We start from the raw sequence: 23,296 nt of genomic DNA on the forward strand, positions 1-23,296 counted from the left end.
CGCACGGCGCGGCGTAGAGTCTTCTGTTGGCCCTCACCCCAGCCTTAACCGGCACCGTTCGGGCCACCTCGTCGTAACAACCGGCACCGGGGCGGTGCGGGCGCCGAGGGAGCGGGCAGCAGCGTAGCCCGCCTCCGCGTGCGGCCGCCGCGTCGGCGCCAGACCGGCATGCCTGACCGGCGACGCCGGTTACCCATCGGTAGAGATGACGGATCTCCGAGCGCGGTACACGATGGAGGCGGCGCGACACCACCTCAGTTACGACCGACAGTGAAGGAACAGCGTGGCTTCCGGATCCGATCGCAACCCGATCATCATTGGCGGCCTTCCCAGCCAGGTCCCGGACTTCGATCCCGAGGAGACCGCGGAGTGGCTGGAGTCGCTCGACGCGGCCATCGACGAGCGCGGCCGTGAGCGTGCCCGCTTCCTGATGCTGCGGCTGATCGAGCGCGCCCGCGAGAAGCGTGTCGCCGTGCCCGAGATGCGCAGCACGGACTACATCAACACCATCGCGACCAAGAACGAGCCGTTCTTCCCCGGCAACGAGGAGATCGAGCGCAAGGTCCTCAACGCGACCCGCTGGAACGCGGCCGTGATGGTCTCCCGGGCCCAGCGCCCGGGCATCGGCGTGGGCGGCCACATCGCCACCTTCGCCTCCTCCGCGTCGCTCTACGACGTGGGCTTCAACTACTTCTTCCACGGCAAGGACGCCGAGGGGGCCTCTGGCGACCAGATCTTCTTCCAGGGCCACGCCTCCCCCGGCATCTACGCGCGCGCCTTCCTGCTGGACCGGCTCTCCGAGCAGCAGCTGGACTCGTTCCGGCAGGAGAAGTCCAAGGCCCCGTACGGCCTCTCCAGCTACCCGCACCCGCGGTCGATGCCGGACTTCTGGGAGTTCCCGACCGTCTCCATGGGACTGGGCCCGCTGGGTGCGATCTTCCAGGCCCGGATGAACCGCTATGTCACCGCGCGTGGCATCAAGGACACCTCCGACTCGCATGTGTGGGCCTTCCTCGGCGACGGCGAGATGGACGAGCCGGAGTCGCTGGGCCAGCTCTCCCTGGCCGCCCGCGAGGGCCTGGACAACCTGACCTTCGTGGTCAACTGCAACCTCCAGCGCCTCGACGGCCCGGTGCGCGGCAACGGCAAGATCATCCAGGAGCTGGAGTCGGTCTTCCGTGGCGCCGGCTGGAATGTGATCAAGCTGATCTGGGACCGCACCTGGGACCCGCTGCTGGCCCAGGACGTCGACGGCGTCCTGGTCAACAAGCTGAACACCACCCCGGACGGCCAGTTCCAGACGTATGCGACCGAGACCGGCGCCTACATCCGGGACCACTTCTTCGGCAGTGACGTGCGGCTGCGCAAGATGGTCGAGTCCATGACCGACCAGCAGATCCAGCACCTGGGCCGTGGCGGCCACGACCACCGCAAGGTGTACGCCGCCTTCAAGGCCGCCCAGGAGCACAAGGGCCAGCCCACGGTGATCCTGGCGCAGACGGTCAAGGGATGGACGCTGGGCCCCAACTTCGAGGGCCGCAACGCCACCCACCAGATGAAGAAGCTGACGGTCGAGGACCTCAAGCGGTTCCGTGACCGGCTGCACCTCCCCATCTCGGACCGCGAGCTGGAGTCCGGCCTGCCGCCGTACTACCACCCGGGTCGGGACTCGGAGGAGATCCAGTACATGCACGACCGCCGCAAGGAGCTGGGCGGCTACATGCCGACCCGCAAGGTGCGGCCGACCAGGCTCCAGCTCCCCGGCGACGACACCTACAAGGCCCTCAAGAAGGGGTCGGGCAACCAGTCCATCGCCACCACGATGGCCTTCGTCCGGCTGCTCAAGGACCTGATGCGGGACAAGGGCATCGGCAACCGCTTCGTGCCGATCGCGCCGGACGAGTACCGCACCTTCGGCATGGACTCGCTCTTCCCGTCGGCGAAGATCTACAACCCGATGGGCCAGACCTATGAGTCGGTCGACCGGGAGCTGCTGCTGGCGTACAAGGAGTCGCCGACCGGCCAGATGCTGCACGACGGCATCTCCGAGGCGGGCTGCACCGCCTCGCTGATCGCGGCGGGCTCGTCCTACGCGACGCACGGCGAGCACCTGATCCCGGTCTACGTCTTCTACTCGATGTTCGGCTTCCAGCGGACCGGTGACCAGTTCTGGCAGATGGCCGACCAGCTGGCGCGCGGCTTCGTACTGGGCGCCACCGCCGGCCGCACCACGCTGACCGGTGAGGGCCTCCAGCACGCGGACGGCCACTCCCAGCTGCTGGCCTCGACCAACCCGGCGGTCGTGGCGTACGACCCGGCCTACGGCTTCGAGATCGCGCACATCGTGCAGGACGGCATCCGGCGGATGTACGGCACCAGTGCCGAGCACCCGCAGGGCGAGGACGTCTTCTACTACCTCACCGTCTACAACGAGCCGATCCAGATGCCGGCCGAGCCCGCCGGTGTCGACGTGGACGGCATCCTCAAGGGTCTCTACCGCTACCGGGCGGGCGAGACCGGCCAGATCCCCGCGCAGATCCTCGCCTCGGGCGTGGCGGTGCCGTGGGCCCTGGAGGCGCAGCGCATCCTCGCCGAGGAGTGGAACGTCAAGGCCGATGTCTGGTCCGCGACCTCCTGGAACGAGCTGCGCCGCAATGCGGTGGAGTGCGAGGAGTACAACCTGCTCCACCCGGAGGAGGAGCAGCGCGTCCCGTATGTGACGTCCAAGCTCACCGGCGCCGAGGGCCCGTTTGTGGCGGTCTCGGACTGGATGCGGGCCGTGCCCGACCAGATCGCCCGCTGGGTGCCGGGCTCCTGGCAGTCGCTGGGCGCGGACGGCTTCGGCTTCGCCGACACCCGTGGCGCGGCCCGCCGCTTCTTCCACATCGACGCCCAGTCGGTCGTGGTGGCGGTGCTGACCGAGCTCGCCAAGGAGGGCAAGGTCGACCGCAGCGTGCTGAAGGCGGCCATCGACCGCTACCAGCTGCTGGACGCGGCCGCCGCCGACCCGGGCGCGGCGGGCGGCGACGCCTGATCCGCACCGGATGACCCCACCGCAGGGGCCGGATCTCCTTCCAGGGGTCCGGCCCCTGCGGCGTTCCCAGGCGGAGCCGGCGAGGCAGGCGGCGGGCGCAGAGACAGCGGGCGCAGAGGCGGCGGGCGCAGAGACGGCAGGTGCACGGGCAGCAGGTACGCAGGCGGCGGGCATGCGGGCGGCGGGGGCGCGAGGGCCCGTGGGCGGGTCTGTCGCGGGTGTGGCGGCAGCGTGGTGCATGGGACACAACCTCCCCCGTGAGGGCGCCCGCAGCGGGCGCCGGTCCACGCTCAGGTTGGCCCCGGGCCGCGCCGCCGCGCCAGCCCTTACGGCTGGAATCACTCGTACGAGTGTCCGAGGCGCCGGGGCATGCGAAAGGGCCGGTCCGACCTCGTGAGGAGGTCGGACCGGCCCCGGGCAGGGTCTCGGACGGCCGGTCAGATGTGCACGGCGGGCCCGGCGTCGGTGCTGCCGCGCTTGGTGAGCAGCCCCAGTCCCGCTGCGGCCACCGCCACCACCGCGGAGGTCAGGAAGGCGAGCGACATCCCGTTCATGAAGGCGTCGTGGCTGACCTGGGTGATGGTCTGCGCCACCGTCGCCGGAGTGCCCGGCTGCACCGGCGCCACCCCCACCTGGACGGCCTGCTTGACCGCCTCGTACTGCTCGCCGGAGACCGGCGGCAGCTGGGCGGCGGCCCACTTGCCCGGCAGGACGTTGTCGATCCTGGCGGCCATCAGCGCGCCCAGCACGGCGGTGCCCAGGCTGCCGCCGACCTGCATCGCGGCCTGCTGCAACCCGCCGGCCACCCCGGACAGCTCCAGCGGCGCATTGCCGACGATGACCTCGGTGGCGCCCACCATGACCGGGCTGAGCCCGAGCCCCATCAGCACGAACCAGAGCGACATGACCCCGCTGCCGGAACCGGCCTCCAGGGTGGACATGCCGAACATCGCGACGGCGGAGAAGACCATGCCGGTGACGATCGGGATACGCGGGCCGATCCTGGCCATCACCACACCGGCGATCGGCGATCCGACGATCATCATCGCGGTCATCGGCAGCAGGTGGACGCCGCTGTCGACCGGCGACATACCGCGCACATTCTGCAAGTAGAAGGTGACAAAGAAGATCGCACCGAAGAACGAGAAGGCCATCAGCACCATCAGCAGGGCACCTGCGGAGAGCGGCACCGACCGGAAGAGGCCGAGCGGGATCAGCGGCTCGGCGGCCCGGGTCTGCCAGACAGCGAAGGCCGCCCCCGCGACCACCGCGCCGATCAGGAAGACCAGCGTCCGGGCGTCGCCCCAGCCCCACGCGGGGGCCTTGATGATGCCCCACACCAGCAGGAACATGGCGCCGGAGAGCAGCACGATGCCGGGGACGTCGAAGGACTTGGCGGCCTTCTCGGACCGCGCGTCACGCAGGATCCAGAGACCCAGCGCCAGGGCGATCAGGCCGACCGGGATGTTGATGAAGAAGACCGACTCCCAGCTGACGTGCTCCACCAGCAGGCCGCCCACGATCGGGCCGGCCGCCGTGGAGGCGCCGATGACGCCACCCCAGATGCCGATCGCCATATTGAGCTTCTCGGCCGGGAAGGCGCCGCGCAGCAGCCCCAGCGCGGCGGGTTGCAGCAGGGCGCCGAAGAGGCCCTGGAGCACCCGGAAGACGATGATCAGCTGGATGCTGCCGGCGAAGCCGATCGCCGCCGACGCGGCGGCGAAGCCCACCGCGCCGATCAGGAAGGTGTTGCGGTGGCCGAACCGGTCGCCGATCTTGCCTGCGGTGATCAGGAAGACCGCGAGCGCCAGCAGATAGCCGTTGGTGACCCACTGCATATCGGCGAGCGAGGCGCCCAGATCGTGTGCGATGACGGGGTTGGCGATGGCCACGATGGTGCCGTCCAGGGCGACCATCATCACCCCCACCGCCACGGTGAGCAGCGTCAGCCAGGGGTGACCCCGCAGCCCGGCGGCCTTGGACGGCGGTATCGCGCCCTGCGCTTCCTCGGTCGCCTCGGCGGCGGCGGTGTGGTTCATCGGGCCCCTCCCGGACGGGGATGTGCGGTGTGGACGTGCAGCGAGTGCGGAAGGTGGCGCCCCACGGGCCGCCCGTCCCCACGAGCTCGCAGGCCGGCGGGCGCCACCTCGCGGAACGTTATGTCAGCCTCTGACATTTGACAAATGGTTTCCAGTGCCGATGACTGACAGATATCGTCCCGGTATCGTGTCGGGGACCAGAGCCGTCGGAGGTGGCACCTTGGCCCAGCACATCGCGGAGGGTGCGGCCGCACCCCTGGCGGCCCGCTGCCGGATCACCGCAGTCTGCGCGCCGACGGCGGGGCTGCGCCAGCGCAAGAAGCAGCGCACCCGCGACGAGCTGGTCGGCGCCGCCCACGAGCTCTTCCTCCGCCAGGGCTACGGCCGCACCACGGTCGACGAGATCGCCGCCGCCGTGGACGTCTCCCAGCGCACCTTCTTCCGGTACTTCGCCAACAAGGAGGAAGTCGCGCTCGCCGTCCTGTCCGACGCCGAGGACCACTTCATCCGATGTCTGCGCGACCGCCCCGCCGAGGAGTACCCCCTCCAGGCGCTGCGCTCCGCCATCAGCGAGGCCTGGCGGAGCCTGCACGCCACCGATCGCGGGCCCGCCTCGGTCACCGCCGCCCTGGAGCTCATCCAGCTGATCGAGTCGACGCCCGTGCTGCTCGCCGCCCATCTGCGGCGGACCGCTGCGCAGGAGCGGCAGGTCACCGCGATCATCGCGGAGCGCGAAGGCGTCGACCCGGCGGTCGACCTGCGGCCGCGCCTGCTGGCCGCCGTCTTCGGAGCCGTGGTCCGGACCGCCCACGAGGCATGGGGCACCGCCGAGCCGTCGACCGCCGACGCCGGGCCCGACAGCATGATCACCGTGATCGACCGCCATCTGGACCAGCTCGGCCCGGCGATCACCGGCGACTGGCAGGCCGCCACCCGCTGAGGCCGTACGACCCTGAGCGGCGCGACCCCTGAGCGGCGCGACCCCTGAACGGCGCGACCCCCGAGCGGCACGGCCCCTGGACGGCGGCGACCCCCGAGCAGCACGGCCCGCCGTCATACCCCGGTACTACGGTGCAGCCGGTCCCCCGGTATGACGCCCGGGCCGCCGGGCCCCGGTACGGTCGGAAGCCCGCCGCCAGCACCCCACCCCGAGGACCCGCCGTGCCCGTACCGCCGCAGCTGCGTGCCCTGACGCGCCCGCTCCTCGGCCCCGCAGCGGACCACCCGCCGCTGCTCGGCACCGCGTCCCGGTGGTGGGTGCGGCTGCTCCCGTACGGGGTGGCGGTGGTGCTGATCGCCGCACTGCTGCCGACCACCACCCTGCTGCTGGCCCATGACTACCGGCTGAACAGCGGGATCGCCGGGGCGCTCGCCACCGCCCAGACGGTGCCGCTGGTGCTCGCCGTCAGCCGGCCCCGGCATGCCTGGGCACTGATCGGCTCCGCCCATGTCCTCACCGCCCTGGCGGTGCTCACCGGCCCGCACACCGACTCGCCCTGGCCCTGGACCCCGCCCGGCGTGGTCGGCTACACCTTCCTGATGGCGGCGCTCGCGCTGCGCGAGAACCGGCAGACGCTGGTGGCCGTCTGGCTGGCCACCGGCGCGGCCGGCTTCGGCATCGACGCCATCGTGCCCGGCCGGGTCGGCACCGTGATGAGCGTGACCGCCTTCACCCTGAGCGGTGCGGTGCTGCTGCTCGTCGCCGCGCTGCGCGAGCGGGCCGAGGCGCAGCGGCGGCTCACCGAGCAGGAGCACATCAGCGAGGCCGAGCGGGCCCGCCGCACCCTGCTGGAGGAGCGCACCCGGATCGCCCGGGAGCTGCATGACGTGGTGGCGCACCATATGTCGGTGATCACGGTCCAGGCGGACAGCGCCCCCTACCGGATCGACGGCCTGTCGGAGGCCGCCCGGGAGGAGTTCGCCGCCATCGGCACCGCCGCCCGGGAGTCGCTCTCCGAGATGCGGCGGCTGCTCGGGGTGCTGCGCAGCGAGGACGCCCAGGGCGAGCGGGCCCCGCAGCCGGGGCTGGACCGGCTGCCGCAGCTGGTGGAGGCCGTCGGGCGGGCCGGGGTGCCGGCGGAGCTGACGGTCTCCGACACGGTCCGGGCGCTCGGCCCGCTGCCGCAGGCGGTGGACCTGTCCGCGTACCGGATCGTGCAGGAGGCGCTCGCCAATGTGGTGCGCCATGCGCCCGGGGCGCGCACCTGGGTCTCCGCCACCACCTCCCGGAGTACGGAGGGGGCGGTCGAGCTGCGGATCACCGTGGTCAACTCCGCCCCGCCGAGGAGCACCGCCGGGCGCCGGGCCGCGCCGGTCGAGCCCCCCGGTGCGGGAAGCGGCCAGGGACTGGTCGGAATGCGGGAACGGCTTCGGCTGCTCAGCGGCAGACTGGACGCCGGACCGCTGCCCGACGGGGGGTTCCGGATCGCGACGGCCATCCCCCTGGACGCCCCGCCCGACCGACCGATCGCCGCCGACCGAGAGCAGGAGCCCGCCCCATGACCATCCGGGTGATCATCGCCGACGACCAGGCCATGGTCCGCGCCGGGTTCGCCGCCCTGCTGGCGGCGCAGCCCGACATCGATGTGGTCGGCGAGGCACCGGACGGCCGGCAGGCGGTGGAGGTCAGCGGCCACACCCACCCTGACGTGGTGCTGATGGACGTCCGGATGCCCGAGATGGACGGCCTGGAGGCGACCCGGCGGCTGCTCTCCGCGCCGCCCGGCACCGTCCACCGCCCCCGGGTGCTGATGCTGACCACCTTCGACGTCGACGACTATGTGTACGAGGCGCTGCGCGCCGGGGCCAGCGGCTTTCTGCTCAAGGACGCGCCGCCCGCCGACCTGATCGCCGCCGTGCGGGTGGTCGCGGCCGGTGAGGCGCTGCTCGCGCCGTCCGTCACCCGCCGCCTGATCGAGGACTTCGCCCGGCAGCGCCCGGCCCCGCGCCGCGCTCCCGGACTGCGGCTGAATGCGCTCACCCCCCGGGAGACCGAGGTGCTGGAGCACATCGCCCGGGGGCTCTCCAACACCGAGATAGCCGAGGCGCTGGTGCTGGCCGAGCAGACGGTGAAGACGCATGTGGGGCGGATTCTGGCCAAGCTCGACCTGCGCGACCGGGCGCAGGCGGTGGTCTTCGCCTATGAGTCGGGGCTGGTCACCCCGGGCAGTGTGTGAGCCTGTGGTGAAGGCTCGATCCGGTTCCGGCGGCCTTGGGAGCCTTCGCCCGGCTTTGCCGGGTCGGCCGCCGTCCGGGTCCGACCCCGGCGCCGCTTAGGCTGGCTCTCGGTACACGGCACGGCAGGACCTCCGGGCACGGCCCGTTCGACGGTCGGCGGACCCAGGAGGACATGCACCGATGCGGCTCAAGCGCCTGGTCACCGCCGTCCTCGCCACCGTCGCCGTGCTGGCCGACACCGGGGCCGCCGCAGGCGGTGCGGTGGTCGCGGGCGAGCAGGTGCCGATCACCGCTCCTCCGCCCGGCAGCGGCGACTGGAACCAGCAGCGGTTCGGCGGGCAGGCCCCGCCCGACCCGGCGTCGGCCGCGCCCGCCGTGGTGGCGGCGTTCTTCGGCGGGCTGCCGGAGGTCGAGCGGCAACTGCTGGTGGCGCGCTTCCCGCTGGTCGTCGGCAACCTCGACGGCGCCCCGCCCGGGCTGCGCTACCGGGCCAACGCCGTCGCCCTCGCCACCGAGCAGCGGCGCGAGCTGGCCGTGGCGGCCGACCCCGGGCGCCCGGCCCGGGAACGGGCCTCGGCCGCCGACCGGGCCGCCGTCTGCCGCCGGCTGCTCCACCCCGGCCGCCGCATCCTGGCCTTCGATCCACGCGGCCGGGGCCTGGTCACCGAGGTGTACGGCGACCTCGCCGCAGCGCAGCGGATCGCGGTGCTGATCCCCGGGGCCGACGCCGACCTGGGCCACTTCGACCGCAGGCAGGACCCGCTGCGCTCCCCCGCCGGCATGGCCAGGGCGCTGCGCGCCGAGGAGGAGCGGCAAGCACCGGCCGCCCGTACCGCAGTGATCGCCTGGGTCGGCTACACCACCCCGGTCGGCCTCGGCCCGGACACCGCGACGGCCCGGCTCGCCGATGCCGCCGCACCCCGGTTGGGACGCCTGCTCGCCGGGCTCGCCGCCACCACCCGCCGCCCCGCCGCTCCGCCGACGCTGCTCTGCCACTCCTACGGCTCGGTGGTCTGCGGCGTGGCCGCGCCGCACATCCACCGGGCCCGGCCCACCGGGGTGGACCCGACCGGCCTCACCGACGCGGTGGTCTTCGGCAGCCCCGGGCTGGGCGTCGACCACGCCGACCAACTGGGCGCGGGGGTGCGGCTCTGGGCGGCCCGCAACCCCAGCGACTGGATCGGCGATGTGCCGTATGTGGAGATCGCCGGGCTGGGCCACGGCGCCGACCCCGTCGACCCGGCGTTCGGCGCCCGCGTGGTCTCCTCCGCCGGCGCAACGGGCCACGCCGGCTACCTCGCACCGGGCACCGCCAGCCTGCGCAACTTCGCCGCCATCGCACTGGGCCGCTACGGCAACGTGAACTGACCACCACCCGGGCCGCAGTGCCGACCCCGCCTCCGCCCGCGCAACGGGTACACCCGCCACCACGCACTGCCGCCACTACAGCAGCGCCGACTGACCACCGCCCCGGGCCATCGGCACCGACCCCGTCAGCCCGGCGTCCGCCCCCGCAACGGGCCACATCCGACTACCGCGCACCACGCACCGCCACCGCAACGTGGACTGACCACCCCCGGGCCGCAGTGCCGACCCCGCCTCCGCCCACGCAACGGGCCACGCCGACTACCACGCACCGCCACCACACCGGGCCGCCACGGCAACGCCGCCCAACCACCTCCGCAGCAAGGCACCTGACGCCCCGTCACCACGCTCGCCCCTCCCCTACCCCGGTATCACCCACGGGTTGGCTCCCCGGGGTGACGCCCCGCCACGCACCGCATTCCTAGGTTCCCCTCACCGGCCGCCGGACCCTCCGCGGCCCCGGCACCCACCGGAAGAGGAGACCACCCATGCTGCGCCTGAAGCGCGCCCTGATCGCCGCCGTCCTGGTAGCGGCCGCCATCGCCGGCACGGCGGGCTGGGCGGCGGCCTCCGGGCAGACCCCGGTGACCGGACCGCCGTCCGGCACCGGTGCCTGGCTGTCGGACACCGCGTCGGGCAGGCGCCCGCCCGACCCGGCGACCGCCTCCGCAGCCGCCGTCGCCGCCTTCTTCGCCCGGCTGCCCCCGGCCGAGCAGCGGGCGCTGGCCGCCCGCCACCCGCTGGTCGTCGGCAACCTCGACGGTGCGCCGCCCGCCCTGCGCTACCGGGCCAACGCCCTCGCCCTCGCCGCCGAACGGACCCGCGAGCTGGCCCGCGCCACCGCCCCCGGCCTCACCGCCGAGGACCACGCCCAGGCCCGGCGCCGCGCCGAACGGTACGGCACGCTGCTGCGGCCGGGACGGCAGATCCTGGCGTTCGACCCGCGCGGCCGGGGCCTGGTCGCCGAGGTGTACGGGGACCTGGCGGCGGCCCGCCGGGTGGCCGTGGTGGTCCCCGGCTCCGACATCGACCTGGGGTCGTACGACCGCGAACGGGACCCATACGGCACCCCCGCGGGCATGGCCAAGGCGCTGCGGCAGCGGATGGCGCGGCAGCAGCCGGGCACCGCCACCGCCGCCGTCGCCTGGGTCGGCTACACCACCCCGGTCGGCCTGGGCGTGGACGCCGCCACCGCCCGGCTCGCCGAGGCCGGGGCCCCACGGCTGGACCGGTTCCTCTCCGGGCTGGCCGCGACCGTCCACCCGGCGGCGCCGCCCGCCGTCTTCTGCCACAGCTACGGCTCCGTGGTGTGCGGCCTGGCCGCACCGGCCATCGGCCCGGACGACGTCTCCGACCTGGTGGTCCTCGGCTCCCCCGGGATGCGCGCCGACGACGCGGCAGCCCTGCGCACCGGGGCGCGGGTCTGGGCGGCCCGCGACCCCGGCGACTGGATCGGCCGGGTCCCGCACCTCTCCCTGGGCGGCCTGGGCCACGGCGCCGACCCGGTCGACCCGGCCTTCGGTGCCCGCGTGGTCTCCGCCGACCGCGCGCAGGGCCACACCGGCTACTTCGCGCCGGACACCGACTCGCTCGCCAACTTCGCCGACATCGCGCTCGGCGACTACCCCGCCGTCGGCTGCGCCACGGACGACCAGGAGTGCCGCGATGACCTCGTCTGACCTCGCCCCCGCCCGCACCCCCGCCCCCGCCCGCGCCGCCTTCCACCGGGCCGCGCTCCGCGTGGACGCCGCCACCCCCGCCCACCGCGACCGGGCCCTGGACGGCCTGCGCGCCCTGGCCCTGCTGGCCGTGCCCACCGGCCACTGGCTGCTCGGCGGCTTCACCCGGTCGCCCGACGGCGCGCTGCACAACGCCAGCCCGCTCTCCTCCCTCGGCTTCTTCGCCCCGGTCAGCTGGGTGCTTCAGATGCTCGGGGTCTTCTTCCTGGTCGGCGGCCACGCCTCGGTGCTCTCCCTGCGCCGCGCCACCGCCCGTGGCGCGTCCACCGGCGACTGGCTGCGCGGCCGGCTGGCCCGGCTGGGCCGCCCGGTGCTGGGCGTCACCGCCGTATGGGCACTGCTGCTGCCGCTGCTCCAGGCGGCCGGGGTACCGGGGGCCACCCTGCGGACCGCCGCCGTACTGGTGGTCCAGCCGCTCTGGTTCGTCGGCGTCTACGCCGGGGTCACCGCGCTCACTCCGTACTGCGTGCGGGCGACGCGCCGCCTCGGCGGCTGGGCGGCGGCCCCGCTGCTCGCCTCGGTGGCCGTGGTGGACCTGCTGCGGTACGGCCCGTGGTCGGCGTCGATGCCCTCCTGGCTGGGGCTGGCCAACCTGCTCCCCGGCTGGCTGTTCGCCTACCAGCTGGGCGTCTCCTGGGGTGAGGGGCGGCTGGGGCGGCGCGGTGGGCGGCTGCTGCTGGCGGGCGGGGCGGCGCTGTTCGCGGTGCTGCTGGTGGCGTTCCACTACCCGGCGAGCATGGTCGGGGTGCCGGGGGTGGACCGGACCAACTCGCACCCGCCGTCCCTGCTGGTAGTGGCGCTGGCGGCGGTGCAGTGCGGCGCGGCGGTGCTGCTGCGGGAGCGGCTGGGCCGGTGGCTGCGGCGCCCGGCGCTGTGGGCCCCGGTGGTGCTGGTGAACCTGTCGGCGATGACGATCTTCTGCTGGCACCAGAGCGCCATGCTGGCGGTGGCCGTGCCGGGTGCGGCCCTGGGCACCGTCCCCGGTCTCACGGGCGCCCCGGACTCGCCGGGCTGGGCGCTGGCCCGGCTCTGCTGGCTGCCGCTCTTCGCCGTCGCGCTGGTCGGGATCGGCCGCCTCACCCGGCGGCTGGAGGCGCCGTGGACGGGTGTCCCGCGCGCCGGGCGGGCGGTGGCCGGGGCGCTGGCGGCCGGGTTCGCGGTGTACGCCCTGGCGGTGGTCTGAGCGGGCCCGCTGTCGGACCCTGCGGTTAACCTCGGGCCATGGTGACGTTCGACGAGTTCAAGGCCATGGGTCTGGCCCTGCCCCAGGCCACCGAGAGGGTGACCTGGGGCACGAGTGTGACCATCCGGATCGGCGAGCGGATGTTCGCTCTCGGCGCCCCGGAGTCGCGCTCCGCCTCGGTGAAGGCGACCCGGGAGGACCAGGCGGAGCTAGTCGCCGCCGCGCCGGAGACCTTCTCGGTGGCACCGTATGTCGGCCGCTTCGGCTGGGTCCGGATCGCGCTGGACCAGGTCGATCCGGACGAGCTTCGCGACCTGCTCACCGATGCCTGGCGGCGCACCGCGCCCAGGAGGCTGGTCAGGGAGTTCGACGCGGCCGAGCCGGGCTGACCCGCCCGACTGCTCGCGGCCGACTACTCGCGACCGGCGGAGGTGCCGCTCATGTCGGAGTAGCGGTCACCGACCACCCGGTCGGCGATCGGCTCCAGCGCGGCCAGCTCCTCGGCGGTGAGGTGCAGTGTCGCGGCGGCGGTGTTCTCCTCCAGCCGGCTGCGCCTCCGGGTACCGGGGATCGGCACCACGGTCAGCCCGTGCACCTCGGCACGCTGGTGCACCCAGGCCAGGGCCACCTGGGCCGGTGTCGCACCGCGCGCGGCGGCGATCTTCCGGATCGGCTCGACCAGCTCGGCGTTGGCCTTGGCGTTGTCGCCGCTGAAGCGCGGCTGGTCCCTGCGGTAGTCGTCCGCGCCCAGTTCGGCGCCGGAGGCGAACGCTCCGGTCAGGAAGCCCCGGCCGAGCGGGGAGTACGGCACGAAGGCGACGCCCAGCTCGGCCGCCACCGGGACGGCGGAGCGCTCCACGTCCCGGGAGAAGAGCGACCACTCCGACTGGAGCGCGGAGATCGGGTGCACGGCGTGCGCCTCCCGCAGCTCGGCGCCGGTCACCTCGGAGAGGCCCAGATGGCGGACCTTCCCGGCCCGCACCAGCTCCGCCATGGCGCCGACCGACTCGGCGAGCGGTACGGCGGGGTCGCGGCGGTGCATGTAGTAGAGGTCGATGACGTCCACACCGAGGCGGCGCAGCGAGCTGTCGACGGCGGAGCGGATGTACTCGGGGCGGTTGCAGACCCCCCGGTACGCGGGGTCGTCAGCGCGCCGCTCGATGCCGAACTTGGTGGCGAGCACCACCCGGTCGCGGTGGGCCCGGACGAAGGGCCCGATCAGCTCCTCGTTGTGGCCGGAGCCGTAGATGTCGGCGGTGTCGAAGAGGGTGACGCCCAGTTCCAGCGCACGGTCGAGGGTGGCCAGGGCCTCCGTGGTGTCGGTGGGGCCGTAGAACTCGCTCATGCCCATGCAGCCGAGGCCCTGCACCCCCACGGTGGGGCCGTTGCTGCCGAGCGTGCAGGTGGGGAGGGTGGTGGTCATGCGGTGCGGTTCCCTTCCGCCGCCGGTGCGGCGTCCGAGTAGAAGCCGATCTTGTGGTCGAGGACGGCGAGGGTGGTCTGGAGGTCGGTGATGCGCTGCCGCACCTCCTCGCGGTGGGCCCGGAGCAGTTCATGGCGCTCGGCGAAGGTGTGGTCGCCGGCCCGGACCAGTTCGGCGTAGCGGACCATGTCGGCGACCGACATGCCGGTGAGGCGCAGCTTGCCGAGGAAGGCGAGCCACCCCAGGTCCTTGTCGCTGTAGCGGCGCTGCCCGGAGTAGGAGCGGTCGATCCGCTCCAGCAGGCCGATCCGCTCGTACCAGCGCAGGGTGTGGGCGGTGAGGCCGCTGCGGGCCGCCACCTCGCCGATGGTGTGCCGGGGCGTGTCGTCGGCCCCCGGTCCGCCCGGCGGGGCGTCGGCGCAGCTCGCCACGGCGGCGGGTGCGTCGAGGACGACGGGTCGGGTGATCGGGCGGGCGACGGCCATGGCGGTACCCCCTGGTTTCCTGCGCTCCGTACGGCAGTTCCGACGCTAGCGACATGGAGTGCACTCCAAGCAATCACAGCCTGCGGCCTCCCGCGATCCGACCCGCCGGGGGCCCGTAGAGTCGGGGCCATGGAGAGTCTGAGGGTGATCGAGGAATGGCCGGTTCCGGTGGCGGCGGCGGCCGTGGTGCGGGGACGGGACGGGGCGGTACTGGGGTCGCATGGGCCGCAGCAGCGGGAGTTCGCCCTGGCCTCGGTGACCAAGCTGCTCAGCGCGTACGCGGTGCTGGTCGCGGTGGAGGAGGGCGTCTTCGAGCTGGACGACCCGGCGGGCCCGGAGGGCTCGACCGTACGGCACCTGCTGGCGCACACCTCGGGGCTGGCCTTTGACGAGCACCGGGCGATGGCGGCGCCGGGCACCCGCCGGCTGTACTCCAACGCCGGTTTCGACGTGCTGGCGGAGACGCTGGAGAAGGCGTCGGGCATCCCGTTCGCGCAGTACGCCGCCGAGGCGGTGTTCCAGCCGCTGGGGATGGCGGCGACCCGGATCGACCCCGGCCACCGGGCCCCGGCGGGGGCGGGCGGGGTGTCGACAGCGGCCGACCTAGCCCGGTTCGCCGCCGAGGTGCAGGCACCGGCGCTGCTGGACCCCTCCACGGTCGAGGCGGCGACCCGAGTGGTGGCGTACCCGGGGCTGAGCGGGGTGCTGCCGGGCTTCGGGCACCAGCGGCCCAACGACTGGGGGCTGGGCTTCGAGATCCGGGGCGGCAAGGCGCCGCACTGGACCGGCGCCCGCAGTTCGGCGCGGACCTTCGGCCACTTCGGGCAGTCCGGCACCTTCCTGTGGTTCGACCCGGCGGCGGGCGCGGCCTGCGTCTGCCTCGCCGACCGCGACTTCGGGCCGTGGGCCGCCGAGGTGTGGCCGCCCTTCACCGACGGCGTCCTGGCGGAGCTGGCCGGCTGACCCCCGGGGTTCAGCCGAGCAGCAGTCCCGAGTGCATCTCCCAGAGCAGCAGTTCGGCGCCGTCCTCCCCGGCGGTGGGGGCGATCAGGGCCGGGCCGGTGATCCGGGCGCTGTCGCCGGGGCGCAGGTCGCGGCCGGTGCCATGGGGCCCGGCGGCGGTACGGAAGCCGAGTGAGCCGCGCAGCAGGTGGAGGTGGCGGAAGGGGGCGTCGGGCAGCTCGGGGAGGGGCTGCCAGGGCCCGGCCGTGACATGGTGCAGGGCGGCGTCGCGGCGGCGCAGCCGCAGCGCCTCGCCGTCCGCGTCGCGCTCCATGCCGGAGGCGAGCAGGGTGAGCCCGCCGCCGCCGGGGGCCGGGCGGCGCAGCCCGTACGCGGGTTCGGCGTCGAACCGGTCCGGCTGCAGCCACATCTGCACAAACCGCACCGGCTCGGTCGCCCCGCCGAGGTTGCGCTCGGTGTGGGCGACGCCGGTGCCCGCGCCGAGGTACTGGACCATGCCGGGCCGGACCACGCCCGCGTGGCCCCGGTCGTCGCGGTGGGCGAGCGCGCCTTCGGCCACCCAGGTGAGGATCTCCGTGTCGCGGTGGCGGTGGGACGCGAAGCCGGCGCCGGGGGCCAGCAGTTCCTCGTTGCAGGCGAGCAGCGCGCCGAAGTGGGTGTTCCGGGGGTCGTAGTGGCCGGAGAAGGAGAAGGCGTGCCGGGTCTCGATCCCCTCCGCGGGGGTGGAGCGGTAGCGCTCGGCGGCGCGGCGCACCTCCGCGCGCGGCCGGGGCTGCTCGGTCACATCGGGCTCCGTTCGGGTGGGCGGCTCGGGGTGGGCGGCCGGGCGGGATGCCGGGTGGGGCGCCCGGCATCCGGAAGATATCCGGAAGATATCCGGAACGGCCCCGCGCTCCGGGTCGGCCTGCGGAGATGTGAGCGGTGCCACCGCCGTCGAGCGGGGGCGTGTGCACGAGCACAGCCGCGCGTGAGGCACGCTAGTGCTGTGCCAGCCGCCTCAGCGAAGAACGCAACGAACGACCCGGCAGAGAAGGCCGTGGAGCCTGCCGCCATGCCCGGGCCCGCCCCGACCGGTGGTGGTGCGGCCGTGCCGCAGCCACCGAAGCAGGGGGCGCGGCGCGGCACCGCACTGGAGCGCAGACTGGCCGCCGAACGGCATGCCGCCACGCTGCGGCGGCTGGAGAAGGCCTCCGGCCGGCTCGCCACCAACGCCATCCAGCGGATGGACGAGACGCTCTCCTGGTACCGCCGGATGCCGCCCGAGCACCGGTCCTGGATCGGCCTGGTGGCGCAGGCGGGCATCGCCGCCTTCACGGAGTGGTTCCGCCACCCCGAGGCGCCGCAGGCGATGTCCACCGATGTCTTCGGCACCGCACCGCGCGAACTGACCCGGGCGGTGACGCTGCGCCAGACGGTGGAGATGATCCGGATCAGCATCCAGGTGGTCGAGGAGGCCATCGACGAGCTGGCCGCGCCCGGCGACGAGGCGGGGCTGCGCGAGGCGGTCCTGGTGTACGCCCGGGAGCTGGCCTTCGCCACCGCGCAGGTGTACGCGCAGGCGGCCGAGGCGCGGGGCGCCTGGGATGCCCGGCTGGAGGCGCTGGTGGTCAACTCGCTGCTCTCCGGGGACGCCGACGAGGGGGCGCTGTCCCGGGCGGCGGCGCTCGGCTGGGGGTCGCCCGACCAGGTGATGGTGGTGATGGGCAGCGCTCCGGACGGCGACAGCGAGCTGGTGGTGGAGGCGATCCGCCGGGCCGCCCGCCGGGCCCGGCTGCATGTCCTGACCGGGGTGCTGGGCAACCGTCTGGTGGTGGTGGTCGGCGGGTCCATGGACCCCATGCACGCCGCCCGCGCGCTGATCGGCCAGTTCGCGCCCGGCCCGGTGGTGGTGGGCCCCACGGTGGGCGACCTGCTCTCCGCGACCCGGTCCGCGCAGGCCGCCTCGGGTGCGCTGCGCGCCTGCGGAGCATGGCCGGACGCGCCGCGCCCGGTGCTGGCGGACGATCTGCTGCCGGAGCGGGCACTGGCGGGCGACCAGGCCGCCAGGCGCCAGCTGGTGGAGGAGATCTACATCCCGCTGGAGGAGGCCGGCTCCGCGCTGCTGGAGACGCTCTCGGTCTACCTGGAGCAGGCATCGTCGCTGGAGGGGGCGGCGCGGATGCTCTTCGTCCATCCCAACACCGTCCGCTACCGGCTGCGACGTGTGACCGACGTCACGGGCTACACCCCGTCCGACGTACGCTCGGCATTCACCCTGCGGATCGCCCTGGCCCTGGGCCGTCTCGACGCGCCCGGCGACCGCCGCTGAACCCGCTGTAGGGAATCCACAAACCGCGTGTAATTTCTTGGTAACCGCCGTCTACCCGTGCCGGAGCACCCGGCAGGAGAGGGTTGATTCCGTGCTCGTACTCGTCGCTCCCGGACAGGGTGCCCAGGCCCCCGGCTTTCTCGCTCCCTGGCTCGAAGTGGACGGTGTAGCCGATCGGCTGCACTGGTGGTCCGCCGTTGCCGGGCTGGACCTGGTGCACTACGGCACCGAGGCGTCCGCCGAGGAGATCAAGGACACCGCGGTGGCGCAGCCGCTGCTGGTCGCCGCCGGGCTCGCCGCCATCCACACGCTGCTTCCGGACGCCGCCCTCGGGCAGGTCGGCGCGGTGGCCGGCCACAGTGTGGGCGAGATCACCACCGCCGTGGCGGCGGGCGTGCTGACCGCCGAGTCGGCGATGGCCTTCGTCCGGCAGCGCGGGCTGGCCATGGCCGACGCCGCCGCCGTCACCGAGACGGGGATGACCGTGGTCCTCGGCGGCGACGCCGACGAGGTGACGGTCAAGCTCGCCGAGCACGGCCTGACCGCCGCGAACAACAACGGCGGCGGCCAGCTGGTCGCGGCCGGCACCCTGGAGCAGCTCGCCGCGTTCAAGGCGGACCCGCCCGCCGGGGCGCGGCTGATGCCGCTGAGCGTGGCCGGCGCCTTCCACACCCACCACATGGCTCCGGGCGTCGAGGCGCTGGCGAAGCTGGCCCCCGGCATCCCCACCGCCGACCCGGCCACCGCCTATGTCTCCAACCGGGACGGCGAGGTCGTCAAGACCGGCGCCGAGGTGCTGGCCCGCCTGGTCTCCCAGGTCTCCAACCCGGTCCGCTGGGACCTGTGCATGGAGGCCCTGCGGGAGCTGGGCGCGACCTGCGTCATCGAGGTGCCGCCGGCCGGCACCCTCACCAACCTGGTCAAGCGCAACCTCAAGGGCGTCGAGACCCTTGCCCTCAAGACCCCCGCCGACCTGGAGAAGGCCCGCGAGCTGGTCGCCAAGCACGGCGAGCCGATCCGGCTGCCCGCCACGGAAGGCGTGAACGCATGACAGAGAGCAGCGGCGCGACACCGAGCATCCGGCCCAGCCGGGGCGCGGACTTCTCGCGGATCCACGGCGTGGGCGGCTACCGCCCGGTGCGGGTGATCCCCAACGAGGAGGTCCTCCAGTGGATCGACTCCTCGGACGAGTGGATCCGCACCCGCAGCGGCATCACCGAGCGCCGCTGGGCGGGCCCGGAGGAGAGCGTCTCGGAGATGTCGGTGCAGGCGGCGGGCAAGGCCATCGCCCAGGCCGGCATCGCGCCCGAGCAGGTCGGCGCGGTGGTGGTCTCCACCGTCTCGCACCTCAAGCAGACCCCGGCCATCGCCACCGAGATCTCGCACCGGCTGGGCTGCGGCACCGCCGCCGCCTTCGACATCTCGGCCGCCTGCGCGGGCTTCGGCTACGGCCTGAGCCTGGCCGACGGCATGATCCGCGCCGGCAGCGCCGAGTATGTGCTGGTGATCGGCGTCGAGCGGCTGAGCGACCTGACCGACACCTCGGACCGCTCCACCGCCTTCATCTTCGGCGACGGTGCGGGCGCCGTGGTCGTCGGACCGTCCGACCGGCCCGGTATCGGCAAGGTCATCTGGGGCTCGGACGGCTCCCAGGCGGACGTCATCTCGCAGACCCATGCCTGGGACACCGCCTTCGCCAAGGAGGACGCGGTCAACGGCACCGGCAGCGAGGTGAAGTGGCCGGCGCTGCGGATGGAGGGCCAGACGGTCTTCCGCTGGGCGGTGTGGGAGATGGCCAAGGTCGCCCAGCAGGCGCTGGACGCGGCCGGGGTCACCGCCGACCAGCTCGGCGCGTTCATCCCCCACCAGGCCAACATGCGGATCACGGATGCCATGATCAAGGCGCTGAAGCTGCCGGCGTCCGTGCCCGTCGCGCGCGACATCGCCGAGACCGGCAACACCTCGGCGGCGTCCATCCCGCTCGCCATGGAGCGGATGCTCGCCTCCGGCGAGGCGAAGAGCGGCGACCTCGCCCTGGTCATCGGGTTCGGGGCGGGTCTCGTCTACGCTGCCGCAGTCGTTACCCTCCCGTAAGTCAAGACCTGTGCCGCCCCGTGCGGGCGCACCCCTTGACCACCGCGTCCCGCACCCGCGGGACACGGAGCACACAGTGGAATCACCCTTCGATAGGAGCGCCGCAATGGCTACCAAGGACGAGGTCCTGGCAGGTCTCGCCGAGATCGTCAACGAGATCGCCGGCATCCCCACCGAGGACGTCGAGCTGGACAAGTCCTTCACCGACGACCTGGACGTCGACTCGCTCTCCATGGTCGAGGTCGTCGTCGCCGCCGAGGAGCGCTTCGACTGCAAGATCCCGGACGACGAGGTGAAGAACCTCAAGACCGTGGGCGACGCCGTCGAGTACATCCTCGCCAACAGCTGAGACACCGTACGGGACGGCCACCGGCCGTCACCACCCAACCTCGGGGCACCTGAGTTCCTGTCAGGCCGACGCGCATGCCGGCGTCCCCTCGGCACCAGCGCCGCCTCGCACGCTGAACACGTGGGAGTAAGAGACCAGTGACTACTGACACCCGCACCACCGTGGTCGTCACGGGTATCGGCGCCTTCACGCCGCTGGGCGGCGATGCCGCGTCGACCTGGGAGGCACTCCTCGCCGGACGCTCCGGCGTGGCGCTCCTCAAGGACGAGTGGGCCGCCGAGCTGCCCGTGCGGATCGCCGCACGGGCAGCCGTCGACCCCGGTGAGGTCCTGCCGCGGCCGGTGGCCCGCAAGCTGGACCGGTCGGCGCAGTTCGCGCTGATCGCCGCCAGGGAGGCGTGGGCCGACGCGGGCTTCGCCGCCCCGGCGACCGACGAGTCCTCCGCCATCGACCCCGACCGCCTGGGCACCGTGGTCGCCTCCGGCATCGGGGGCGTCACCACCCTGCTCGACCAGTACGACGTGCTCAAGGAGAAGGGCGTCCGCCGCGTCTCCCCGCACACCGTGCCCATGCTGATGCCGAACAGCCCGGCGGCCAACGTCGGCCTGGAGATCGGCGCCCGCGCCGGCGTGCACACCCCGGTGAGCGCCTGCGCCTCCGGCGCCGAGGCCATCGGCTACGCCATCGAGATGATCCGCACCGGCCGCGCCGACATCGTGGTCGCGGGCGGCACCGAGGCGGCCATCCACCCGCTGCCCATCGCGGCCTTCGCCAACATGATGGCGATGTCCAAGAACAACGACGAGCCGCAGCGCGCCTCCCGCCCGTACGACAAGGCCCGGGACGGCTTTGTGCTGGGCGAGGGCGCCGGTGTGGTGGTCCTGGAGTCGGCGGAGCACGCCGCGGCCCGTGGCGCCCGCGTCTACTGCGAGGCGGTCGGCCAGGGCCTCTCGGCCGACAGCCACCACATCGCGCAGCCGGAGCCCTCCGGCCGTGGCGTGGCCGCCGCCGTGTCCAACCTCTTCGACGCCACCGGGCTGGACCGCTCCTCCGTGGTCCATGTGAACGCCCATGCCACCTCCACCCCGCAGGGCGACATCGCCGAGGTGAAGGCGCTGCGCAAGGTGCTCGGCGACGACCTGGACCACATCGCGGTCTCCGCGACCAAGTCGATGACCGGCCACCTGCTGGGCGGCGCCGGCGGCATCGAGACCGTCGCCACCGTGCTGGCGCTGCACCACCGCCTCGCCCCGCCGACCATCAACGTCGACGACCCGGACGACGAGGTCGACGCCGACATCGTGCGCGGCGAGCCCCGGAAGCTGCCGGAGGGCCCGATCGCGGCGCTCAACAATTCCTTCGGCTTCGGCGGTCACAATGTGGTTCTGGCCTTCCGCCGGGACTGACTCCGACAAGCCGTCAGGAAGGCCCCGCCCGATCTCTCGGGCGGGGCCTTCCGCGTCCCCGGGCCACCCGCTCTGACCTGCTCGAACAGTGTGTTCGAACCGTCTGAGGGGCCGTTGATTCGGCCGAAAGGATCATCATCTCACCCGATTGCGACTGTCGACTGGCGCCAGGGCCTCCAGTGACGGACGGTGATCGAGGTGCTTCCGCGATTCCCCTGAGTTGACGTCCTGTCACCGATCGTAGAGGCGCTGGAAGGTCATCGTCATGCGTGCACGCACGTTCGTCGCCGGCGCCGCGCTCAGCGCCGCCGCACTCACCCTTGTCATCCCTGCCGCCCATGCGGACGCCTGGTCGCCCGGCAAGTCCGGTGGGGCCGCTCTGCAGGGCGGCGGGGGCTGGGGTATCGACGGGGGCAAGGACGAGGGTCGGGATGAGGGTCGGGACTGGGGCAAGGACGGGGGTCGGGACGAGGGCCGCGACTTCGGCCGGGAGGGTGGCCGGGACGAAGGCCGCGACTTCGGCCGCGAGGGTGGCCACGAAGAGGGCCGCGAGTGGGGCAAGGGCGGCCGCGAGCACGGCCACCACGGCGAGGGCGGGGAGTGGGTCAAGGACGAAGGCCGCGAGTTCGACGAGGAGTACAGCGACTTCGACCACGAGCGCAAGCACTGCCACGGCAGGGAGGAGCAGCACGTCATCAAGGAGGAGCGCCGTCACGAGCGTCCGCACGGCGGCGTCCACACCGGCGGCGGCGGCATGGCCTCCACGGGCGGCCTGGCCGCCGGTGGCGCCCTGCTGGCGGGCGGCCTGGGCGCCGGCGCGTGGAGCATGCGCCGCCGCAACAACCTCGGCCGTGCCATCTGACACGACCTCGCACTGCTGACCGACCCGACGTGGCCACCGCCGTTCTGCGGCGGTGGCCACGCCGCCGCTCCCAGAAAGGCAGTCCCCAGGATGGGCATCAAGGACAAGGTGCAGGGCGGGCCCGCCACCCGCAGCACGGGCGGCCGCGACGCCGGGGCCGGCCGGATCCGGCTGGCCGGGGCGGCGGTACTGCTCGGCCTCTTCATGATCCACAGCTCCCTGGACGGCTCCTCCCCACCCGCACCGGCCGCCGCCTCCCCGGCCTCCTCCGGCCCGGCCCGCGCCAAGGCCGCACCCCCGTCCGCCCCGGCCGGCTCCGCCGCCCCGCAGGGTCCGGCCATGGCCGCCTCCGCGCCGACCCGCCTGACCATTCCGGCCATCGGGGTCAACGCCCCCTTCACCAAGCTGGCGCTGGACAAGGGGGGCGTGCTGCAACCCCCGCCCAACACCGACAGCAACCTGGTCGGCTGGTACGGCGCCGGGGCCAGCCCGGGCGAGCGCGGCACCGCCCTGGTACTCGGCCATGTGGACACCAAGCGCGGCCCCGCCGTCTTCTGGGGCCTGGGCGCGCTCAAGAAGGGCAGCAAGGTCGAGATCACCCGGGCCGACGCGACCACCGCGGTCTTCACCGTCGACTCGGTGGAGGTCTTCCCCAAGAACAACTTCCCCGACGAGCGGGTGTACGGGGACACCCCGAGCGCCCAGCTGCGGCTGATCACCTGCGGCGGCACCTACGACCACAAGCGGCGCGACTACACCTCCAACGTGGTGGTCTTCGCCCACCTGGACTCCTCCCGTAAGCGCTGACCCACTCGCCGCCCACAGGGAAACGCGCCGCACCCGGCAACTGCTTCCGGGTGCGGCGCGTT

At 73.6% G+C, this 23,296-nt stretch carries 20 protein-coding genes; 16 read left to right on the forward strand and 4 right to left on the reverse strand.

Translation table 11 applies throughout. The features are described 5' to 3' along the window. The first annotated feature begins 283 nt into the window (after positions 1-283). The gene (gene aceE, locus C7M71_RS08280; protein ID WP_111490669.1) at positions 284-3,034 is read left to right on the forward strand and encodes a pyruvate dehydrogenase (acetyl-transferring), homodimeric type; all 2,751 of its coding nucleotides are present in this window, start codon (positions 284-286) and stop codon (positions 3,032-3,034) included. A 437-nt stretch (positions 3,035-3,471) separates the two neighbouring features. Here the strand turns inward: aceE and C7M71_RS08285 are convergent, their stop codons facing one another. Continuing rightward, positions 3,472-5,073, reverse strand: a complete 1,602-nt coding sequence (locus C7M71_RS08285; RefSeq protein ID WP_111490668.1) for an MFS transporter — start codon at positions 5,071-5,073, stop codon at positions 3,472-3,474. 220 nt (positions 5,074-5,293) lie between these two features. Here C7M71_RS08285 and C7M71_RS08290 point away from each other — a divergent pair, with 220 nt between their 5' ends. From C7M71_RS08290 to C7M71_RS08320, 7 genes are all read left to right on the forward strand, one after another. Then, a complete protein-coding gene (locus C7M71_RS08290) occupies positions 5,294-6,013 on the forward strand; it encodes a TetR family transcriptional regulator (RefSeq protein WP_229758613.1) in 720 nt (239 codons plus the stop codon). A 221-nt stretch (positions 6,014-6,234) separates the two neighbouring features. Next, positions 6,235-7,575 carry a sensor histidine kinase gene (locus tag C7M71_RS08295; RefSeq protein WP_111490666.1) on the forward strand — a complete coding sequence of 447 codons (1,341 nt, stop codon included), beginning with the start codon at positions 6,235-6,237 and terminating at the stop codon, positions 7,573-7,575. Continuing rightward, complete coding sequence (locus C7M71_RS08300; protein WP_111490665.1) at positions 7,572-8,249, forward strand: response regulator; 678 nt, start codon at positions 7,572-7,574, stop codon at positions 8,247-8,249. Before C7M71_RS08295 ends, C7M71_RS08300 begins: the two co-directional genes overlap by 4 nt. A gap of 181 nt (positions 8,250-8,430) precedes the next feature. Continuing rightward, positions 8,431-9,618 (forward strand): alpha/beta hydrolase, encoded by a 1,188-nt coding sequence (locus C7M71_RS08305; protein WP_114914255.1) that lies wholly within the window; start codon positions 8,431-8,433, stop codon positions 9,616-9,618. 485 nt (positions 9,619-10,103) lie between these two features. After that, positions 10,104-11,294 carry an alpha/beta hydrolase gene (locus C7M71_RS08310; RefSeq protein WP_114914256.1) on the forward strand — a complete coding sequence of 397 codons (1,191 nt, stop codon included), beginning with the start codon at positions 10,104-10,106 and terminating at the stop codon, positions 11,292-11,294. After that, on the forward strand, positions 11,281-12,537 hold the full coding sequence (locus C7M71_RS08315; protein WP_229758614.1) for an acyltransferase family protein: 1,257 nt from the start codon (positions 11,281-11,283) through the stop codon (positions 12,535-12,537). Before C7M71_RS08310 ends, C7M71_RS08315 begins: the two co-directional genes overlap by 14 nt. Before the next feature lie 38 nt (positions 12,538-12,575). After that, positions 12,576-12,926 (forward strand): MmcQ/YjbR family DNA-binding protein, encoded by a 351-nt coding sequence (locus C7M71_RS08320; RefSeq protein WP_111492849.1) that lies wholly within the window; start codon positions 12,576-12,578, stop codon positions 12,924-12,926. A 23-nt stretch (positions 12,927-12,949) separates the two neighbouring features. Here C7M71_RS08320 and C7M71_RS08325 read toward each other — a convergent pair whose 3' ends face one another. Together C7M71_RS08325 and C7M71_RS08330 are read right to left on the reverse strand one after the other, a co-directional pair. Continuing rightward, on the reverse strand, positions 12,950-13,960 hold the full coding sequence (locus C7M71_RS08325; RefSeq protein WP_111492850.1) for an aldo/keto reductase: 1,011 nt from the start codon (positions 13,958-13,960) through the stop codon (positions 12,950-12,952). After that, positions 13,957-14,445 (reverse strand): MerR family transcriptional regulator, encoded by a 489-nt coding sequence (locus C7M71_RS08330; RefSeq protein ID WP_111492851.1) that lies wholly within the window; start codon positions 14,443-14,445, stop codon positions 13,957-13,959. Before C7M71_RS08330 ends, C7M71_RS08325 begins: the two co-directional genes overlap by 4 nt. Positions 14,446-14,574: 129 nt before the next feature. On the opposite strand from C7M71_RS08330, the gene C7M71_RS08335 reads away from it, so the two are divergent. After that, the gene (locus C7M71_RS08335; RefSeq protein WP_111492852.1) at positions 14,575-15,408 is read left to right on the forward strand and encodes a serine hydrolase domain-containing protein; all 834 of its coding nucleotides are present in this window, start codon (positions 14,575-14,577) and stop codon (positions 15,406-15,408) included. Between the two features lie 10 nt (positions 15,409-15,418). On the opposite strand, the gene C7M71_RS08340 is transcribed toward C7M71_RS08335, so the two are convergent. Continuing rightward, entirely contained in the window at positions 15,419-16,192 is a 774-nt protein-coding gene (locus C7M71_RS08340) for a pirin family protein (RefSeq protein WP_229758615.1), read from the reverse strand. A gap of 267 nt (positions 16,193-16,459) precedes the next feature. Here C7M71_RS08340 and C7M71_RS08345 point away from each other — a divergent pair, with 267 nt between their 5' ends. The 7 genes from C7M71_RS08345 (at position 16,460) to C7M71_RS08375 (ending at position 23,234) form a co-directional block, all read left to right on the forward strand. After that, entirely contained in the window at positions 16,460-17,716 is a 1,257-nt protein-coding gene (locus tag C7M71_RS08345; RefSeq protein WP_111492853.1) for a PucR family transcriptional regulator, read from the forward strand. 91 nt (positions 17,717-17,807) lie between these two features. After that, positions 17,808-18,767 (forward strand): ACP S-malonyltransferase, encoded by a 960-nt coding sequence (locus C7M71_RS08350; RefSeq protein ID WP_111492854.1) that lies wholly within the window; start codon positions 17,808-17,810, stop codon positions 18,765-18,767. Further along, complete coding sequence (locus tag C7M71_RS08355) at positions 18,764-19,810, forward strand: beta-ketoacyl-ACP synthase III (protein WP_111492855.1); 1,047 nt, start codon at positions 18,764-18,766, stop codon at positions 19,808-19,810. Before C7M71_RS08350 ends, C7M71_RS08355 begins: the two co-directional genes overlap by 4 nt. A 106-nt stretch (positions 19,811-19,916) precedes the next feature. Then, the gene (locus C7M71_RS08360) at positions 19,917-20,159 is read left to right on the forward strand and encodes an acyl carrier protein (protein ID WP_111492856.1); all 243 of its coding nucleotides are present in this window, start codon (positions 19,917-19,919) and stop codon (positions 20,157-20,159) included. A gap of 137 nt (positions 20,160-20,296) precedes the next feature. Continuing rightward, the gene (gene fabF, locus C7M71_RS08365) at positions 20,297-21,565 is read left to right on the forward strand and encodes a beta-ketoacyl-ACP synthase II (RefSeq protein ID WP_114914257.1); all 1,269 of its coding nucleotides are present in this window, start codon (positions 20,297-20,299) and stop codon (positions 21,563-21,565) included. 265 nt (positions 21,566-21,830) lie between these two features. Beyond that, positions 21,831-22,427 (forward strand): hypothetical protein, encoded by a 597-nt coding sequence (locus tag C7M71_RS08370; protein WP_114914258.1) that lies wholly within the window; start codon positions 21,831-21,833, stop codon positions 22,425-22,427. 90 nt (positions 22,428-22,517) lie between these two features. Then, the gene (locus C7M71_RS08375) at positions 22,518-23,234 is read left to right on the forward strand and encodes a class F sortase (protein ID WP_111489973.1); all 717 of its coding nucleotides are present in this window, start codon (positions 22,518-22,520) and stop codon (positions 23,232-23,234) included. The last annotated feature ends 62 nt before the right edge of the window (positions 23,235-23,296 follow it).

It is taken from the genome of Peterkaempfera bronchialis, from assembly GCF_003258605.2.
Lineage (GTDB): Bacteria > Actinomycetota > Actinomycetes > Streptomycetales > Streptomycetaceae > Peterkaempfera > Peterkaempfera bronchialis.

What these genes read in the sequence shown, in the direction of transcription:
- C7M71_RS08285 (WP_111490668.1), bottom strand. Translation starts at nt 5,073, where the DNA reads ATGAACCACACCGCCGCCGCCGAGGCGACCGAGGAAGCGCAGGGCGCG.
- C7M71_RS08300 (WP_111490665.1), top strand. Translation starts at nt 7,572, where the DNA reads ATGACCATCCGGGTGATCATCGCCGACGACCAGGCCATGGTCCGCGCC.
- C7M71_RS08305 (WP_114914255.1), top strand. Translation starts at nt 8,431, where the DNA reads ATGCGGCTCAAGCGCCTGGTCACCGCCGTCCTCGCCACCGTCGCCGTG.
- C7M71_RS08310 (WP_114914256.1), top strand. Translation starts at nt 10,104, where the DNA reads ATGCTGCGCCTGAAGCGCGCCCTGATCGCCGCCGTCCTGGTAGCGGCC.
- C7M71_RS08315 (WP_229758614.1), top strand. Translation starts at nt 11,281, where the DNA reads ATGACCTCGTCTGACCTCGCCCCCGCCCGCACCCCCGCCCCCGCCCGC.
- C7M71_RS08320 (WP_111492849.1), top strand. Translation starts at nt 12,576, where the DNA reads ATGGTGACGTTCGACGAGTTCAAGGCCATGGGTCTGGCCCTGCCCCAG.
- C7M71_RS08325 (WP_111492850.1), bottom strand. Translation starts at nt 13,960, where the DNA reads ATGACCACCACCCTCCCCACCTGCACGCTCGGCAGCAACGGCCCCACC.
- C7M71_RS08330 (WP_111492851.1), bottom strand. Translation starts at nt 14,445, where the DNA reads ATGGCCGTCGCCCGCCCGATCACCCGACCCGTCGTCCTCGACGCACCC.
- C7M71_RS08335 (WP_111492852.1), top strand. Translation starts at nt 14,575, where the DNA reads ATGGAGAGTCTGAGGGTGATCGAGGAATGGCCGGTTCCGGTGGCGGCG.
- C7M71_RS08345 (WP_111492853.1), top strand. Translation starts at nt 16,460, where the DNA reads ATGCCCGGGCCCGCCCCGACCGGTGGTGGTGCGGCCGTGCCGCAGCCA.
- C7M71_RS08355 (WP_111492855.1), top strand. Translation starts at nt 18,764, where the DNA reads ATGACAGAGAGCAGCGGCGCGACACCGAGCATCCGGCCCAGCCGGGGC.
- C7M71_RS08360 (WP_111492856.1), top strand. Translation starts at nt 19,917, where the DNA reads ATGGCTACCAAGGACGAGGTCCTGGCAGGTCTCGCCGAGATCGTCAAC.
- C7M71_RS08370 (WP_114914258.1), top strand. Translation starts at nt 21,831, where the DNA reads ATGCGTGCACGCACGTTCGTCGCCGGCGCCGCGCTCAGCGCCGCCGCA.
- C7M71_RS08375 (WP_111489973.1), top strand. Translation starts at nt 22,518, where the DNA reads ATGGGCATCAAGGACAAGGTGCAGGGCGGGCCCGCCACCCGCAGCACG.